The sequence below is a fragment of the Pseudomonas sp. C9D1 genome, from assembly GCF_056491235.1.
On sequence record NZ_JBSZIE010000002.1, the window covers coordinates 91,746 to 107,784 of the forward strand.

The 16,039-nt window shown below is 67.1% G+C and carries 13 protein-coding genes and 1 pseudogene; 8 read left to right on the plus strand and 6 right to left on the minus strand.

Annotation, left to right across the window (positions count from 1 at the left end):
• Window positions 1–20: 20 nt before the first annotated feature.
• Window positions 21–398, minus strand: coding sequence for a hypothetical protein (locus ACXI0U_RS08805; RefSeq protein WP_021217465.1), 378 nt, complete (start codon window positions 396–398; stop codon window positions 21–23).
• Window positions 399–689: 291 nt separating this feature from the next.
• Here ACXI0U_RS08805 and ACXI0U_RS08810 point away from each other — a divergent pair, with 291 nt between their 5' ends.
• Window positions 690–1,559, plus strand: a complete 870-nt coding sequence (locus ACXI0U_RS08810; protein WP_265168665.1) for a LysR family transcriptional regulator — start codon at window positions 690–692, stop codon at window positions 1,557–1,559.
• A gap of 46 nt (window positions 1,560–1,605) precedes the next feature.
• Here the strand turns inward: ACXI0U_RS08810 and mep72 (ACXI0U_RS08815) are convergent, their stop codons facing one another.
• Together mep72 (ACXI0U_RS08815) and bamI (ACXI0U_RS08820) are read right to left on the minus strand one after the other, a co-directional pair.
• A complete protein-coding gene (gene mep72, locus ACXI0U_RS08815) occupies window positions 1,606–3,456 on the minus strand; it encodes a biofilm-associated metzincin protease Mep72 (protein WP_479550066.1) in 1,851 nt (616 codons plus the stop codon).
• A 21-nt stretch (window positions 3,457–3,477) separates the two neighbouring features.
• The gene (gene bamI / locus ACXI0U_RS08820) at window positions 3,478–4,158 is read right to left on the minus strand and encodes a biofilm-associated metzincin protease inhibitor BamI (RefSeq protein WP_423728329.1); all 681 of its coding nucleotides are present in this window, start codon (window positions 4,156–4,158) and stop codon (window positions 3,478–3,480) included.
• An 801-nt stretch (window positions 4,159–4,959) separates the two neighbouring features.
• Here bamI (ACXI0U_RS08820) and bamI (ACXI0U_RS08825) point away from each other — a divergent pair.
• From bamI (ACXI0U_RS08825) to ACXI0U_RS08855, 7 genes are all read left to right on the plus strand, one after another.
• Window positions 4,960–5,652, plus strand: coding sequence for a biofilm-associated metzincin protease inhibitor BamI (gene bamI, locus ACXI0U_RS08825; RefSeq protein ID WP_435635744.1), 693 nt, complete (start codon window positions 4,960–4,962; stop codon window positions 5,650–5,652).
• A gap of 20 nt (window positions 5,653–5,672) precedes the next feature.
• Window positions 5,673–7,526, plus strand: a complete 1,854-nt coding sequence (gene mep72, locus ACXI0U_RS08830) for a biofilm-associated metzincin protease Mep72 (protein WP_479550067.1) — start codon at window positions 5,673–5,675, stop codon at window positions 7,524–7,526.
• 424 nt (window positions 7,527–7,950) lie between these two features.
• Window positions 7,951–9,000: a putative 2-aminoethylphosphonate ABC transporter ATP-binding protein gene (locus ACXI0U_RS08835; RefSeq protein WP_316925081.1), complete on the plus strand. Its 1,050-nt coding sequence runs from the start codon at window positions 7,951–7,953 to the stop codon at window positions 8,998–9,000.
• 13 nt (window positions 9,001–9,013) lie between these two features.
• Window positions 9,014–10,729: a putative 2-aminoethylphosphonate ABC transporter permease subunit gene (locus ACXI0U_RS08840; protein ID WP_431484464.1), complete on the plus strand. Its 1,716-nt coding sequence runs from the start codon at window positions 9,014–9,016 to the stop codon at window positions 10,727–10,729.
• Between the two features lie 15 nt (window positions 10,730–10,744).
• Window positions 10,745–11,572: a phosphonoacetaldehyde hydrolase gene (gene phnX / locus ACXI0U_RS08845; protein ID WP_431484463.1), complete on the plus strand. Its 828-nt coding sequence runs from the start codon at window positions 10,745–10,747 to the stop codon at window positions 11,570–11,572.
• A gap of 48 nt (window positions 11,573–11,620) precedes the next feature.
• Complete coding sequence (locus ACXI0U_RS08850; protein ID WP_431484462.1) at window positions 11,621–12,640, plus strand: putative 2-aminoethylphosphonate ABC transporter substrate-binding protein; 1,020 nt, start codon at window positions 11,621–11,623, stop codon at window positions 12,638–12,640.
• A 97-nt stretch (window positions 12,641–12,737) separates the two neighbouring features.
• Window positions 12,738–13,868, plus strand: coding sequence for a TIGR03364 family FAD-dependent oxidoreductase (locus tag ACXI0U_RS08855; protein WP_350448676.1), 1,131 nt, complete (start codon window positions 12,738–12,740; stop codon window positions 13,866–13,868).
• A 155-nt stretch (window positions 13,869–14,023) separates the two neighbouring features.
• Here ACXI0U_RS08855 and ACXI0U_RS08860 read toward each other — a convergent pair whose 3' ends face one another.
• From ACXI0U_RS08860 to ACXI0U_RS08870, 3 genes and pseudogenes are all read right to left on the minus strand, one after another.
• Window positions 14,024–14,560, minus strand: coding sequence for a cysteine hydrolase family protein (locus ACXI0U_RS08860; protein WP_431484461.1), 537 nt, complete (start codon window positions 14,558–14,560; stop codon window positions 14,024–14,026).
• 196 nt (window positions 14,561–14,756) lie between these two features.
• Window positions 14,757–15,248, minus strand: coding sequence for a CZB domain-containing protein (locus tag ACXI0U_RS08865; RefSeq protein WP_434086330.1), 492 nt, complete (start codon window positions 15,246–15,248; stop codon window positions 14,757–14,759).
• Window positions 15,237–15,905 (minus strand): annotated as a pseudogene (locus ACXI0U_RS08870) (methyl-accepting chemotaxis protein); the annotation flags it as partial. The pseudogene ACXI0U_RS08870 and the gene ACXI0U_RS08865, both read right to left, overlap by 12 nt.
• Window positions 15,906–16,039: the final 134 nt, after the last annotated feature.

Consider the following 16,039-nt stretch of genomic DNA (forward strand, 5'->3'; position numbering starts at 1 on the left):
GGCGACGGGGGGAAACGCTATCAGCTGCAGGGGGCCTGGGGGCCGCCGGTCATGGTTTCGACGTTGTTGAGGATCTCGTTGCCCTTGTTGATCTTCTGGGCGTTCTCGACGTCCTGCATGGTGTAGCTGTTATAGCCATTGTTGGCGTTATTCATGTTGGCTTTGGTCTGCATGATGCTGGTGCCGATTTCCAGCAGGCTGCGGCCGGTGGAGATCAGGTCGGCCGTGGCGTTCGGGGTGCAGGGGGCGTTGGCCGAGGCGACCTGGGTGCCGGCGGCGGCATTGTTGGTAGCCGGGGGCGTGAACAGGCCTTGGGTCTGGCCATTCTGTGGGATGCAGCCGGTGGTGAGCAGGGTGGAGGCGAGGGCGAAACCGGCGGCGATTCCTTGGAGTTTCATGGGGGCATTCCTTTGGTGCGTGATCCGGGCCTACCGGGGCGGCAGGTGTCGTTATCGGCGTGGCGGCAGCACAGTGCCGCGGGACCCGGAGCTGGCGGGCGGGCCATAGCGCCTGCAGGGGAGTCTAGGGAGGGCGGCGAAAGGCTTGAATAGTACGGGTGTGCTAGTGCTTGTGAACCATTAGCCACTTTGCGTGTCTCGGCCAAGGTTCGGGGGCGTCACGCCCTGCATGAAGTCGGTTCGCCGTCGCGCTTATAATCGCCGCCTCCCTTCTATTGGAAAGCAGCCCTCATGCTGAGTGCCGAGCTCAAGGCGTTCTACATGGTCGCGCGCCTGGGCAGCATCACCCAGGCCGCCAAGAAGCTGGGCCTGAGCCAGCCGACCGTCACCACCCAGATCCGCAACCTGGAAGGCCAGTACGCCGTCGAGCTCTTCCATCGCGGTGGCCGCCGGCTGACCGTGAGCGAGGAGGGCGCGCGCCTGCTGCCCATGGTCAAGGTGCTGCTGCAGCAGGAAGCCGATATCGAGTTCTTCCTGCGCAACAGCGGGCAGATGCAGGGCAGCCTGCGCATCGGTGCCACCTCGCCTTATTACATCCTCGGGCTGGTGCGGACCTTCCGTGAGCGCTACCCGCAGATCGAGGTTTCGGTGGAGATCGGTAACTCCCAGCAGGTGCTGGAGGCGCTGGAGGAATACCGCGTGGACCTGGCCGCCTCGTCGCAGAAGCTCGACGACCAGCGCCTTACCCGCCTGGTGCTGGGCAGCGACCCCCTGGTGCTGGCGGTGCACCGCAGTCACCCGCTGGCCGGGCGCGTGTCGGTGGATATCGCCGCCCTCAAGGGCCACAACCTGCTGATGCGTGAACGCGGGTCGATCACCCGTCAACTCACCGAGGCGCTGCTGGAAAAGGCCGGCCTGGACATCGGCCCGCTGCTGGAGATCGGCAGCCGTGAGTCCATCCGCGAGGCGGTGATCCGCAATATCGGCATCAGCATCATCGCTCGCCACGAAGTGCCGGATAACCCCGAGCTGTGCGTGATCGAGCTGGAACAGGCGCCGCAGATCGACGAATACCTCTACTGCCTCAAGGACCGCCGCCAGGCGCGTTTGCCGGCGGCCTTCATGGCCCTGGGGCGAGAGGCCTGCGAAGAGGGCCGCTGAAGGGCCCTGCAGAAGGGAAGCCCCCGGCGGCGCCGGGGGCCTTGGCTCAGAGCCGGTTGAAGCTGACGTTGTCCAGGTACAGGGACTGGTCCTTGCGGGTGCCCAGTACCAGCAGCTCCACGCGGCGGTAGGTGCCGGCGGGGATCTGCACGTCCTGCTGCAGGCGGCTCCAGGTGCCACCCAGGGTGGGGCTTGCACCCAGCGGCAGGTAGCGACCCTGGCCGCTGGCGTCCTCCAGGTAGAGGTAGCCGTAGGTGAGGCCCTTGATGCCGGCGTTGCGGCCGATCATCACATCGGCCGCCAGGCGGTAGTTCAGGCCGCCCTGCACCTTGCCCTGCAGCGGGATGCTGGCGCCGCTGCCTTCGTACTGACGGGCGTAGCTTTCCAGCGAGGTGCCGGTGTTGCCACCCAGGGCGACCAGGCGGGTGGTGCCGTGGAAGCCGGCCCAGCCGGCCGCGCCGTTTTCGAAGTTCCAGCCCAGCTTCGAGGGAACGGAAGGCGTGGTCGGGTTGGTGGGCGTCGGCTCGGCCACTTCGGTCAGTTCCACTTCGTCCACCAGCACGCTCAGGCCGTCGCGGCTGATCAGGCCCACGTAGGTGCTGCGCGGCGGGGTCTGGGCGCGGGTGTAGGTGAAGGTGCGTTCCAGGGTGGTGAACTCGCTGCTGGTGACCGACTGGGTCAGGCCCGAGGCGTTGCTGTAGCTGATGCGGTCGTTGGCCTCGTGGAGGACGCCCAGGTAGATGTTGCCGCGCGCATTGGTGCCCTTGAGCATGACCTTGGCGCGCAGGCGGTAGCGGGTGCCTTCACGCAGGGCGGCGACCGGGGTGGCGAGGATGTCGCTGCCGCCCTTGGCCAGCTCGAACAGCAGGGCGTTGTCGCGGCAGGTCTTGCCGACGTTCACCAGGCTCATGTTGGCGCTGCCCAGCAGGCCCTGCCAGCCGTCCGCCGTGCGGAATTCACCGTTGGCCACCAGGCCCTTCAGGGCCGGCTTGTTGCACCAGGCCGGGGTCGGCGTGGTGGGCGGCGTCGTCGGTGGTGTGGTCGGGGTGGTCGGCGGGGTGGTGGGGGTGCCCGGGTTGGTGGGGTTCTGCGTCTCCGGCACTTTGGTGGCCCGCAGTGCGGCGATCTGCGTGGCCATGGCGTTCAGCGCGCGGGCGGCGTCGGCCTGGTTTTCCTGGCCGCAGGCCTGGTTGGCGCAGCTGCTGTCGACCACGCGGGGCGAGGAGAACAGCGGCGCCTGGACGCGGGCGTTGAACACGTGGGGGTAGCCCATGATGGTGGAGAACTGGCCCTGCACGCCGTAGCCACGGCTCCATTCGAAGGTGCCCTGGTGCCAGCTGGACTGGTAGTAGCCCTCGGTCATGTCCTGCTCGTAGGAGTGGCGCAGGCCCATGTTGTGGCCGATCTCGTGGGCCATGGTGCTCAGGCTGCAGTCGACGCCGGTGATGGCGTAGGCGCTGTTGGCGGAGCCGGATTGGAAGGTGCCGCTGTTCTTCGGCCCGGAGAGCACGTAGCCGATGCCGCATACGCCGTAGCCCTGGCCTTCCTGGGTGCGACCGATGAGATGGACCATGTCGGCGCCATAGGTTTCACGCAGCTGCTGCACGCGGCTGTCGGCAGCGAAGGCGGCCAGGTCGCGGCTGGAAACGGTGGGGTAGCTGGCCCAGTCCAGCAACTGGCGGTGCACCAGGCGCAGGCGCAGGTCGACGTTGCTTTTCTTGTAGGCGTTGTTGGCGTACTCGATGTAGCTGGCGATACGCGCATCCATGTCGCGGCCGTTGGGCAGCGCCTGGGCGTCCTTGGTGTAGAGCACCAACAGATCCACGGTGCGGGGTTCGGCGGCATGGGCGGCCTGTACGGCGACGGCCAGCAGGGTGCCGATGAAGAGTCTTTTCATGGTGGGACGTTCCTTGTGGGATCAGCCTTGGGCGGGCGGCGGCAGGGGCGGCAGTTGCTTGGCGTCGGGGGTGATGATCGGGTCCGGCGTGGCACGCATCAGCAGCTCGTTCTGGTCCGTCACCTGGGTGGCGCCGGTGGCGTTGTCCACCACGAAGGACAGGGTCTGCTCGGTGGTGGCGAGGGTGATGTGGGTCTCCAGGCGGCCCTTGACCACGGTCAGGGTGTCGGCGTCGCTGCCGCCTTCCACCGCGCCGGTCCACACGGCGGTGGTGCCGGTGTTATGAGTTTGCTCCAGCGTGGCGCGCAGCGGCTCCTGCTGGCCCGGCACACCCAGTTCCAGGGTGCGGCCCACGGCGAAGGTGCCCAGCAGCTCGGGGGCGACCTGGGTGCGGTACACGGCCAACCCGTCCTGCTCGGCGGCCTGCAGGGAATCAGCCGTCCACAGGGCCAGGGGCGCGTCGGAGGCGCTGTCCGGCGCTGCAGCGGACGATGGATTTGCCGTGGCCTGGCCGCTGGTCTGGACCGCAGCCTGTGCCCCGGCTGTGCCAGGCAAGGACGGGAGGGACACGCTGCCCGCGCCGGTCGGGGCCGAGGCGACGGGCGCCTGCCCACTCTGCGCGGGGGTGTCCTGCAGCAGGACGGCGAGCGTCGTGCCGGCCGTCACCAGGGCGACGGCCGGGTAGAGCCAGATTTTCCGCATGGGTTCTCCTTTCATGCACCCGGCCTGGGCCGGGTAGTGGTGATCCGCCTGGGCACGTCCGTGATGCGTAGGCGGGTTCAGTCGACGAGCAGGCAGGCTGGCCATTGAACTCAATGACGAGGCCAGGGGCTGTTCAGTCGAGTTAGTGAAGTAGCGCCCCGATCAGGTGGGCACTCCTTATTCAAACGCGTGACGTCGGTTTGAATTGAAAAGTGTGTTTTCTACTATCAGATTGCCAGCGTATTAAGTTGCGCAAGTTCAACTAACGAACACAGTGAAAAAGTCAGGCGCAATAAGTGGAGCTGTTTCGCAACGGTTTGTAATCAAAGGATTTTGTCGAACAATTACATCGGTGATGGCGACGGGTTATCAGCTGTTTGCTGCGGGATGTCGCCGGATTTCGCAATTACCCACGATTGGCGCCGGGGCTGTCAAACCAGCAATGTGCGAGAAATCCCAATTATTCCGACGGCCATTGAGTAGCGGGTTAAGGTGGCGGCTGGTTCACTTGCGGAAGTTGAACGCGTTCAACTTTATTTATGCCGCTCAACGTTCCCACGCTCCCGAATATCGACGTCAGGCAGCACAGCAGCGCAATGGTGTGATCCGGCGCCTGGCTAATAGCGAAAGCGTATTTATGCCCCATGCAGGCACTGTGATATCAATTTTCTGGCGTCAATAAATCGAACAACTGGCCGTTACCCCTCGCAACGGTCGAACCTGTTCCACGGTTCGTCAGGGATGCTCTTCCGTGGTTTCGCTGCCACCCGGTTGTGCCGGGTGAAACATGGGAAGATGGTCATGCCCCGTACGCTCCTCTACCTGGCGGTTGCCCTGGTCACATCAGGTGTCACCTTCGCCGTCCTCCTGCGCGACACCCCAGCGGTCCCGGCCGTCACCCAGCACACCCCATCACCGACACCCCTGGCAGCTCCGTTGCCTGTCGCCTCGGCCATGGCGGGCGCTCCGGTGGCGGCCAGCCCGATGCCAGCCGCCGTGAACGTGGTGCCGGCACCCCACGTCGCCCCGGTGCCGGTGGTGGACGCCCCCGCCGACACCCTGGTCGAACTCTGGGACAGCCACTCCCTGGTGCCCGAGCAGCAGCAGGAGATGACCCTTTACCGCACCCAGGTGGCGACCACCTCCCTGGGCGAACTGGCCGTCGGCAAGACCCTGCAGCTGGGTGTGCCCGGCCGCCAGGCACCGCTGCGCGCCACGCTGGACGAAACCCACAACACCGGCGGCGCTGCCGTCTGGAGCGGCGCGGTGGAGGGTGGCCAGCCTGAAGACACCCTCACCGTGGTGAAGGGCCAGCTGGAGACCCACATCACCCTCGCCACCCGCGATCAGACCCTGTCCATGGTGGTGGACAACGCCACCGGCAGCACCCTGGTGACCGACCAGAACCAGTTGCTGATGCGTGCCACCCCGGACGCCCTCGTGACCCCCGATTCCACGCCGTTGCAGCCCCTCCCGCCGCCGACCCGCGGCTGAGCGCTACAGGAACGATGACCATGAAGAAACTGCTCGCCTGCCTGGCCCTGCTCCTGCTGGCCCCCTTCACCCAAGCTGCCACCACCGAACCGCGCACCGTCGACATCCTGGTGCTCTACACCAAGGACGCCCAGGCGCTGCCAAACGGGCGGGACATCAACGCCCGCATCGCCAGCTACATCGAATTCGCCAACAACGCCTACCAGAAAAGCAACGTCAACCTGCGCCTGCGCCTGGTCAACGCCCAGCCGCTCACCTGGGCCAGCTACCCGACCATCTCCGACAAGGACCTTTCCGCCTTCGCCGCCGACAGCCGCGTGCAGCAGCTGCGCGAGACCTATGGCGCCGACGTGGTGCAGCTGATCAGCCGCACCCAGGTAGGGCAGGGCTATGGCGTGTGCGGCATCGGCTACGTGCTCTCCGGACCGAAGAACAGCGGCACCTTCCAGAACGGTGCCTGGGCCAGTGCCTACGGCATCACCGGGGTGGACTGCAGCCTCAGCACCATGGCCCACGAGATCGGCCACAACATGGGCCTGCGCCACTCCTATGAGCAGGACCAGACCGAGGGCTACTACACCTACCTGGCCCGTGGCATCCATCAGGGCACCTACGAGTGGGGCCGTGGCTACGGCGTGCAGGGGCGCTTCTCCACCATCATGGCCTACCCCCAGGTGTTCAACGCGTCCGTGCAGGCCCCGCTGTTCTCCACGCCTACCGTGGTCGATACCACCTGCGCCAACCAGGCCTGCGGCCGTGCCAGCTTCGCCGACGCCGCCCGCGCGTTGAACGACATGGCCGCGCAGATCGCCGCCCTGCGCCCGACCAAGGTGCCCGAGACGGTCAACCCGACCTCGACGCCCACGACCCCCACCACACCGACCACCCCGACCACGCCACCGACGACGCCGCCCACCACGCCGACCCCGGCCTGGTGCAACAAGCCGGCCCTCAAGGGCCTGGTGACCAACGGTGAATTCCGCACCCTGGACGGCTGGAAGGCACTGCTCAACCTGGCCAAGCTCAGCACCCTCAACGTCGGCAAGACCTGCCGTGACGACGCCCTGCAGTTCGAGCTGCCGGCCGGCCGCGACGATGTGCTGGCCACCTCGGTGGGCGCACTGAAGGTCGGCGCCACCTACCGGCTCAAGGCCAAGGTGATGCTCAAGGGCACCAATGTGCGCGGCAACGTCTACCTGGGCATGCTCCACGAAGAGAATGCCGGCATCAGCTACAGCACGGCCAACGGTGTGATCAAGTCGGTGACCAGCAGCGAGTTCACCCCCATCGACATGACCTTCGTCTACCAGCCGCCGGCCAGCGTCATCCGCAACACCTACCTGGGCCTGGTCAGCGTCAACCGCCTGGCCGTGCTGCTGGATGAGGTGGAACTCAGCGAAGTGACCCCCGCCAAGCCCATCACCCCGACGACCGCGGCCGCTTTTGGCTGGAACTTCGACAGTGCCATCGGCGAGTGGACGGGCTTCTACGGCAGCACCCGGCTGACCGCCCTGGCAACCACCGGCAAGTCCCTGGAGGTCTACGCCCGCAAGGCCGACGGCACCGGCGCCAGCCTGCTCCTGGCCGGCAAAGTGCAGCCGGGGCTGTCCTACCGCTTCGCCGCCGACGTGATGGTGAGCCGCACCGCCAGCGTGGCCGCGCTGGCCTATGCCTACCTCTACCTGGAAGACACCGCCGGCAACGGCCGGTTGCTGTCCCTGGGTGTGGTCAATACCAAAGGCGGCGCCTGGGGCAAGCTGCAGCAGAGCTTCCAGGTGCCGGCCGGGACCTACCGGCGCATGGAGCTGTTGGTGCTCAGCACCCGTGCCGACCAGTCGCTGTACCTGGACAACGTCAGCCTCAACCGGCTCTGACGCCGGCAGTCCGGCGCCCGGATCAGGGCGCCGGCTGCATCTGTACCTGGGGCATCACGTCCCAGGGCATGGAGTCATCGGCTCCATCGGAGACGTTCGAGCAAAGGCTCGACGGGATGAGTGGGGTGCCGCAGGGGGCCGTGTGTTCACCCGCTCGCTCCTGCCGGCAAATCTTGGCAGTTGCAAATAGCCGCATGCCGCAGCGCGACTTGCTCAAAACGGCGCTCTCTCCAGCGCTGCCGCCTTCCACCTTCAGGCTCTCGGCTTCCAGCTCTCTCACCTGGCCTATACCAAATCCACCAATGCCACTATCGGTGGGCTTGGGGTTATCGCCACATAGATTTCGCATTGCCTCCCTAGCATCAGCCTCGTCGAGTCGTACCGCGCTTCCTGCGTTACGCCCACCGTTCTACGAGGTCATGTCATGCATCACGCCGCCCATCTTCAGGTCCGCGACATCCACAAGCGCTTCGGCAGCTTCACCGCCCTGGATGGGGTGTCGCTGGATATCGCCGAGGGCGAACTGGTGTGCCTGCTGGGGCCTTCCGGCTGTGGCAAGACCACCTTGCTGCGCTGCATCGCCGGGCTGGAGCGCCAGGACAGCGGCAGCCTGCACATCGGCCCGCGCGACATTTCCACCCTGCCGCCCCAGGCCCGTGACTACGGCATTCTTTTCCAGTCCTACGCGCTGTTCCCCAACCTTAGCGTGCAGCAGAACATCGCCTACGGCCTGGCCGGTGCCAGCCGCGACGAAGCCCGCCAGCGGGTGGCGGAGATGCTGGAGCTGGTGGGCCTTGCCGGCAGCGAGAAGAAATTCCCCGGCCAGCTGTCCGGCGGCCAGCAGCAGCGCGTGGCCCTGGCCCGTGCCCTGGCGCCGTCGCCATCGCTGTTGTTGCTGGACGAGCCCATGTCGGCCCTGGACGCCCGCGTTCGCGAGCACCTGTGCACCGAGTTGCGCCAGCTGCAGAAGAGCCTGGGCATCACCACCCTGATGGTCACCCACAACCAGGACGAGGCCATGCTCATGGCCGACCGCATCGCGGTGATCAACCAGGGCCGCGTCGAGCAATACGGCACCCCGCGCGAAATTTACGAAAGCCCGGCCACGCCCTTCGTCGCCGAGTTCGTCGGCCAGGGCAACTGGCTGCCGTTCCAGGGGCGCCAGGATGGCCACGCGCGAGTCGGCGAGCTGAGCCTGCGCCTGCCGGAAGCCGCAGGGGGTGCCGAGCAGGGCCGCCTGTTCTGCCGCCCCGAAGCCATCGCCATCGACCCGCAACAGGGCGACGACAACCGCTTCCGCGCCCAGGTGCGCGAAATCACCTTCCTCGGCAACCGCTGCCGCCTGAGCTTCGAGCTGGAACAGCTGCCCGGCCATCCGCTGCTGGCGGAACTGGACCCGGCGCTGCTGCCGCGCCTGGGCGGTGCCGATATCTGGGTGGCCTTGCCGTCGCGCAGCCTGCAGGTGTTCGCCTGAGATGGCGCGGGTGATGGAAATGCCGGCATCGCTCAAGACCGCTCCAGTGCGGGCCGCACGCAGCGACCTGGGTGACAGCCTGTTCGTGGTGGGCGGCAAGCTGCTGCTCCTGGTGCTGCTGACCTTTGCCGTGCTGCTGCCCCTGGCGGCCATCTTCTGGCGCGGCTTCAGCGGTGAAGCCGGGCAGGGCGGTGGCCTGGTGGCGGCACGTGAGCTGCTGGCCAGCGTCAACTTCCACTGGCTGCTGGGCAACAGCCTGAAGGTGTCCCTCAGCGTCGCCGCCATCGTGGTGCCGCTGGCTTACCTGTTCGCCTATGCGCTGCAACGCACGCTGATTCCGGCCAAGGGCCTGTGGCGGGGCATTTCCCTGCTGCCGCTGCTGGCGCCGTCGATGCTGCCGGGCATCGCGTTGATCTACCTGTTCGGCAACCAGGGCCTGCTGCGCGGCTTGTTGCCGGACAACATCTACGGCTTCTGGGGCATCGTCCTCGGGCAGGCCATCTACACCTTTCCCCATGCGCTGATGATCCTGCTGTCGGCGCTGTCCCTGGCCGATGCGCGCCTGTTCGACGCCGCCTCCAGCATGGGCGCCGGGCCCTGGAAGGCCTTCCGCAGCATCACCTGGCCGGCCACCCGCCAGGGCGTGTTCGCCGCCTTCTGCCTGGTGTTCACCCTGTGCATCACCGACTTCGGCGTGCCGGTGGTGGTGGGCGGCGACTACCAGGTGCTGGCGCTTGAGGCCTACAAGGCCGTGGTCGGCCAGCAGCAATTCGGCCGGGGCGCGCTGATCGGCATGATCCTGCTGCTGCCGGCGCTGCTCAGCTTCGGCGTCGATGCCTGGCTGCGCCGCGGCCAGGGCGACTCCATGAGCGGTCGCGCCCAGGTCTACCACCCGAAACCCTCGCGGCTGCGCGACGCCTGCTTCCTGGCCCTGGTGCTGCTGGTCTGCCTCGCCCTGCTGGCGGTGCTGGGCATGGCGGTGTACTCGTCGCTGGTGAAGTTCTGGCCCTACAACCTGTCGCTGTCCCTGCGTCACTACGCCTTCGAAGAGAGCGCCGGTGGCGGCTGGCTGGCCTATCGCAACAGCCTGACCATGGCCAGCTGCACCGCGCTGTTCGGCGGCGCGCTGATCTTCACCGGCGCCTACCTGATGGAGAAGACCCGCGGCCAGGCCGGCCTCAACGCGCTGCTGCGCATGCTCAGCTTCGTGCCCATGGCGGTGCCCGGGCTGGTGCTCGGCCTCGGCTACGTCTTCTTCTTCAACCTGCCGGCCAACCCGCTGCACGGCCTCTACGGCAGCATGACGCTGCTGGTGGTCTGCTCCATCGCGCACTTCCTCACCACCGCGCAGATGACCGCCACCACCGCGCTGCGTCAGCTGGACGGCGAGTTCGAAGCCGCCGCCCTGTCGCTGAAGATGCCCCTGTACCGCCACTACCTGAAGGTGACGCTGCCCATCTGCCTGCCGGCGCTGCTGGACATCGTCCGCTACCTGTTCGTTTCGGCCATGACCACCGTGTCCGCCGCGATCTTCCTCTACAGCCCGGACAGCGTGCTCGCCGCCGTCGCCGTGCTGAACATGGACGACGCCGGCAACGTCGGCGGCGCGGCTGCCATGTCCACCCTGATCCTGCTCACCTCGGCCGCTGTCTCGCTGCTGCTGGCCGGGGCCTCGCGCGGATTGCTGCGCCGCTCCCAGGCCTGGCGCCAGACCGCGCCCGGCCACTGATCCACGGAGAACACCATGCATTACCAGACCCCCACCTACCTGCAGGCCGCCATCCTCGACTGGGCCGGCACCGTGGTCGACTTCGGCTCCTTCGCGCCGACGCGGATCTTCGTCGAGGCCTTCGCCAGCTTCGATGTGGAGATCAGCCTCGAGGAGGCGCGCGGCCCGATGGGCATGGGCAAGTGGGACCACATCCGCACCCTGTGCGACGTGCCGGCCATCGCCGCACGCTTCGAACGCCGCTTCGGCCACCTGCCGACGGACGAGGACGTGACCGCACTCTACGAGCGCTTCATGCCCCTGCAGATCGCCAAGGTCGGCGAGCACTCGGCGCTGATCCCCGGCGCTCTGGAGGCCATCGCCGCCCTGCGCGCCAGGGGCCTGAAGATCGGCACCTGCTCCGGCTACCCCAAGGTGGTGATGGACAAGGTGGTGGAACTGGCCGCCGAAGCCGGCTACCGCCCGGACCACGTGGTCGCCACCGACGAAGTACCCAAGGGCCGCCCGAGCCCGGCCCAGGCGCTGGCCAACGTCATCGCCCTGGGGCTGGACGACGTCGCCGCCTGCGTGAAGGTGGACGACACCGAGCCGGGCATCCTCGAAGGCCGCAGCGCCGGCATGTGGACCGTGGCGTTGCGCTTCTCCGGCAACTTCCTCGGCCTGGATTTCGACGCCTACCAGGCCCTGCCGGCCGCGCGCCTGGCCGAGGAGCGCGCTCGCATCGACGCGCTGTTCGCGTCGAGCCGCCCGCACTACCTGATCGACACCATCGCCGACCTGCCGGGCGTGATCGACCTGATCAACGCACGCCTGGCGCAGGGCGAAACCCCCGCCAACGCATAACCACAGCAAGCCAAACCTGACCCCAGCACACCAACCAAGGAGCTCCACATGTTCAAGCGTCTCGCCCTCGCTGCCGCCGTCGTCGCCGGGTTCTCCCTGCAGGCCCAGGCCGCCACCGAGCTGACCGTCTACACCGCTCTGGAAGCCGAGCAGCTGAGTGCCTACAAGAAGGCGTTCGAGAAGGAAAACCCGGATATCGAGATCAAGTGGGTGCGTGATTCCACCGGCATCATCACCGCCAAGCTGCTGGCCGAAAAAGAACGCCCCCAGGCTGACGCCGTTTGGGGCCTGGCTGCTTCCAGCCTGGCCATCCTCGATGCGCAGGGCATGCTGGAGAAGTACGCGCCCAAGCACCTGGACGCCATCGGCGCCAACTACCGCGACGCCGCCAACCCGCCGGCCTGGGTGGGCATGGACGTGTGGGCCGCCACCATCTGCTTCAACACCGTCGAAGCCGAGAAGCTGGGCCTGGAAAAACCGGTGAGCTGGCAGGACCTGACCAAGCCGGAATACAAGGGCAAGATCGTGATGCCGAACCCGGCGTCCTCGGGCACCGGCTTCCTCGACGTCAGCGCCTGGCTGCAGACCTTCGGCGAGAAGCAGGGCTGGCAGTACATGGATGACCTGCACCAGAACATCGGCCAGTACGTCCATTCCGGCTCCAAGCCGTGCAAGCTGGCCGCTGCCGGCGAGTTCCCCATCGGCATCTCCTTCGAATACCCGGCCGTGCAGCTGAAGCGCCAGGGCGCGCCGCTGGACATCGTCCTGCCGAAGGAAGGCCTGGGCTGGGAAATCGAAGCCACCGGCGTGATCAAGGGCACCCAGCACGCTGAGGCCGCCAAGAAACTCGCCGACTTCTCCGCCAGTCCCGCCGCCATGGAGCTGTACAAGGAGAACTTCGCCGTTCTCGCCCAGCCCGGCATCGCCAAGCCGCAGACCGAACTGCCTGCCGACTACGAGCAGCGCCTGATCAAGAACGACTTCGCCTGGGCGTCGAAGAACCGCGACAGCATCCTGGCCGAGTGGCGCAAGCGTTACGACGGTAAGTCCGAGAAATTGCCGCAGTAACAAGCCCGACCTCCGCTCCCACCCGCTCCACACCTTCTCCCTGCGGGGAGAGGGTTGTGGGGAGGGCAGGGGCGGCCCTGTTTTCCTGGAGAACTCCATGCCCATCCAAGACACCGATATCGCCATCGTCGGCGCCGGCATCCTCGGCCTGTCCCACGCCTATGCCGCCGCCCGGCGCGGCCTCAAGGTCAGCGTGTTCGAACGCAGCGACCGGCCCCTGGGCGCCTCGGTGCGCAACTTCGGCCAGGCCCTGATCACCGGCCAGGCCCCCGGCCCCATGTTCGCCCTGGCCCGTGAGGCGCGGACCCTCTGGGCCGAGCTGGCTGAGGTGGCCGGCTTCCATATCCGCCGCAACGGCTCCCTGCTATTCGCCCGCACTGAAGCGGAAGAGGAACTGCTGGAGGCCTTCTGCGCTACCCGCGCCATCGAGCACGGCTACCGTGTCGAACTGTTGCGTGGCGAGCGCCTGCACGACCTTTACCAGGGCCAGTTCAGCCACCACCGCGTGGCCCTGCACGGCCTGGACGACCAGCAGCTGTATTCCCGCGAAGCCATCCCGGCGCTGGTGAACTACCTGCGCGACGAACTGGGCGTGACCTTCCATTTCTCCACCCTGGTGCGCGACGTCGAGCAGAACCGCGTGCACACCAGCGCCGGCAGCTGCCGCGCCGAGCAGATCATCGTCTGCTCCGGCCACGACTACCTGACCCTGCTGGCCGAGCAGATCGCCCCGCTGCAGCCCAGCGTCTGCCGCCTGCAGATGCTTCGCGCACGCCCGGCGGTGGACATCGGCCTGCAGCACGCCGTGCTCACCGGCCTCAGCTGCGTGCATTACGGCGCCTTCTCCGACCTGCCGGAAGCCGAGGCCATCCGTGGCCAGATCGAGCAGCACACGCCCGAGCTGGAGCAGCACGGCATCCACCTGCTGGTCAGCCCCACGCCCTATGGCGAGCTGATCATCGGCGACTCCCACGACTACGGCCGCGACGCCTCGCCCTTCAACGCCGAAGCCGTGGACAACCTGATGCTCGACCTCGCCGAACACACCCTCGGCACCCGCCTGCAGGTGCTCGAGCGCTGGCAGGGCGTCTACGGCGCCCGTGGCCCCGGCCCGTTCTCGGTGCTCAAGGCCATCCCCGGCGTCACCGCCGTGCTGATGCACACCGGCCTCGGCATGAGCATCGGCCCGGCCCTGGGCGAGCGCACGGTGGCGTCGTTGTTGGGGTGACTCTGCACGCTCCACGCCGGCCTCGTAGGAGCGAGCTCTGCTCGCGAAGCTTCTGCGTGGGGCTGGTGGGCTGAAGCGGAGCGCCGCCCGGCCCACCCTACAGTCGCCCCTACAGTCGCCTCTGTAATCATCGCCCGCAGTCGCTTCAGCTTTCCTTAGAAGCGCACCTCATCGGTCTTCATCAGCCTGGCAAACGGCCCCGACAATGTCAGGTTGTGATGGCGGATGATCGCGGCGGCGTCCAGCGCGGGGGTGTCCATGCAGCTGTGGGCGTCTTCCGCCAGCACCACGCGGTAGCCCAGGTCGGCGGCGGCGCGGCAGGTGCTGTCGATGCAGTACTGGGTCTTCATGCCCACGACCACCAGCTCGACGATGGAGGCATCGCGCAGCCAGTCGTCCAGGCGGGTGCCGGAGAAGCAGCTGGGGCGGTTCTTGTCGAAGATGCGGTCGCGGGCAGGGTCCACCTCCAGGCGCGGGTGCAGTGCCCAGCCCTTGCTGCCTGGCGCCACCGGCGAGCCTTCCGGCCCGGCGAAGCGTGCGGCGAAGATCGGCGCACCGGCAGCGCGGGCACGGGCGATCAACTGGTTGACCCGGGTCAGCAGCAACTCGCCCTGCCAGGGCTTGTCGGGTCCTTCATAGAGCGCCACCTGCATGTCGATGATCAGCAGGGCGGATTTGCGCGGGTCGTGCATGGCATTTCTCCTTGAATGCCAGCGCCGCCAGGGCAAAAGAAAAGGCCCCGTCCATCGCTGGCGGGGCCTTTGGGGTTCCTTGCGCTATCCGCTACGCACACCCACTCGCCCCGCACATGGCGGTGGTAGTGGTGGTGGCGGTACGGCGTGCGGATGCGTTCATGGCGTCGATAGTGCTGGGGGGCTTGTGCGGCTGTCAATCGGCGCCGACAACTCTCAGCAAGGGGGCCGCCGCCGAGCTGCGGGCCGGTACCTGCAAACCCTTTTCATGCTCCGCCAGGACCTTCTTGACGATGTCCATCACCTCGACGTTGGAGTCCTCCATCAGCGCCAGCTGCTCGAGGGTGGTGTCGAGCCGGCCCTGGGCGAAGGCGTCGATGGCGGCGGCGCCGGCGTGGTGAACCTGTTCGTGGGGGCGTTCGATCAGGCGGAACTGGAGGTTGCCGCGCAGCGCGGCGTTGCCGTTGCCGTAGTACCAGCGGCCGAAGGGGCATTGTTCCTCGGTCGGCAGAGTGCTGGCGTCCGGTTCGCCGCTGAGGATGGCGTCGTAGACCGAGGCCTTGAGCGAGAGCTCGGCGAGGTTGGCCAGTTCGATGCCGGCGCGGAAGAAGGATTGGCCGATCTCGTGGTGCATGCGCTGGGCCTGGCCGTGGACGTCGAGCATGGCGCTGCTGGCTTCGGTGGTCATGGTGTGGAAGTGGTTGGCGCTGTCGACATGGAGGCGGATCTCGTCCTGGGCAGTGTGGATCACCGCCTGGATGTCCGCCGTTTCGCGGACGATGTCCTGGGTGGCGCTGGCGGTTTTCTCGGCCAGGTCACGGATCTCCCCGGCGACCACGGCGAAGCCGCGACCGGATTCGCCGGCGCGGGCCGCTTCGATGGCAGCGTTGAGAGCCAGCAGGTTGGTCTGGCTGGCGATGCTGCCGATTAGGCCGACGATGCGGTCGATCTCGCCAGCGCGCTGCACCAGTTCCGAGATGCGCTGGTTGAGGGTGGCCAGGCCGTTTTCCATGCGCTGGGATTGCTCCTGCAGCACCCCGAACTTGAGCTTGTTGTGGATGGCGGCGCTGGCGACGTCCTGGGCGCGCTGGTGGTTGTCGTCCAGGCGGGCGTTGAGGTAACTGAAGGAGTCGCCGACATGGCCGATGGAGCGGCCGAATTTCAGCAGGTTGCCGGCCAGGCCCTTGTAGAACGCGAGGTCCGTTTGCAGCCGGGTGTCGTCGCGGCTGGCCTGGAGGGCATCACGCAGTTGCGTGGCTTCGTGTTCTGCGGCGTCGAGGCGGGCGAGGAGGGCCTGGTTCTGCTGTTGCAGCCGCTGGTGGCGGCCGGCACTGACGAAAAGCATGTCTCACCTCCGGTGAGCGAGTGGAATTGCCTTTACCTGTCAGTTTTCGTGCCAGCGCCAGCCGCCCGCAGTCACTGGGCTGCAGGCGGGTGCGGTCATATCGACCTAGTGTCGGGATGACTCGAATGCTGTCG

Excerpts from the sequence above, each read along its gene's own strand:
- mep72 (WP_479550067.1), top strand. The coding sequence starts at position 5,673 with ATGAAGAAACTGCTCGCCTGCCTGGCCCTGCTCCTGCTGGCCCCCTTC.
- ACXI0U_RS08855 (WP_350448676.1), top strand. The coding sequence starts at position 12,738 with ATGCCCATCCAAGACACCGATATCGCCATCGTCGGCGCCGGCATCCTC.
- mep72 (WP_479550066.1), bottom strand. The coding sequence starts at position 3,456 with ATGAAAAGACTCTTCATCGGCACCCTGCTGGCCGTCGCCGTACAGGCC.
- bamI (WP_435635744.1), top strand. The coding sequence starts at position 4,960 with ATGCCCCGTACGCTCCTCTACCTGGCGGTTGCCCTGGTCACATCAGGT.
- bamI (WP_423728329.1), bottom strand. The coding sequence starts at position 4,158 with ATGCGGAAAATCTGGCTCTACCCGGCCGTCGCCCTGGTGACGGCCGGC.
- ACXI0U_RS08850 (WP_431484462.1), top strand. The coding sequence starts at position 11,621 with ATGTTCAAGCGTCTCGCCCTCGCTGCCGCCGTCGTCGCCGGGTTCTCC.
- ACXI0U_RS08805 (WP_021217465.1), bottom strand. The coding sequence starts at position 398 with ATGAAACTCCAAGGAATCGCCGCCGGTTTCGCCCTCGCCTCCACCCTG.
- ACXI0U_RS08840 (WP_431484464.1), top strand. The coding sequence starts at position 9,014 with ATGGAAATGCCGGCATCGCTCAAGACCGCTCCAGTGCGGGCCGCACGC.
- phnX (WP_431484463.1), top strand. The coding sequence starts at position 10,745 with ATGCATTACCAGACCCCCACCTACCTGCAGGCCGCCATCCTCGACTGG.
- ACXI0U_RS08835 (WP_316925081.1), top strand. The coding sequence starts at position 7,951 with ATGCATCACGCCGCCCATCTTCAGGTCCGCGACATCCACAAGCGCTTC.
- ACXI0U_RS08810 (WP_265168665.1), top strand. The coding sequence starts at position 690 with ATGCTGAGTGCCGAGCTCAAGGCGTTCTACATGGTCGCGCGCCTGGGC.
- ACXI0U_RS08860 (WP_431484461.1), bottom strand. The coding sequence starts at position 14,560 with ATGCACGACCCGCGCAAATCCGCCCTGCTGATCATCGACATGCAGGTG.
- ACXI0U_RS08865 (WP_434086330.1), bottom strand. The coding sequence starts at position 15,248 with ATGACCACCGAAGCCAGCAGCGCCATGCTCGACGTCCACGGCCAGGCC.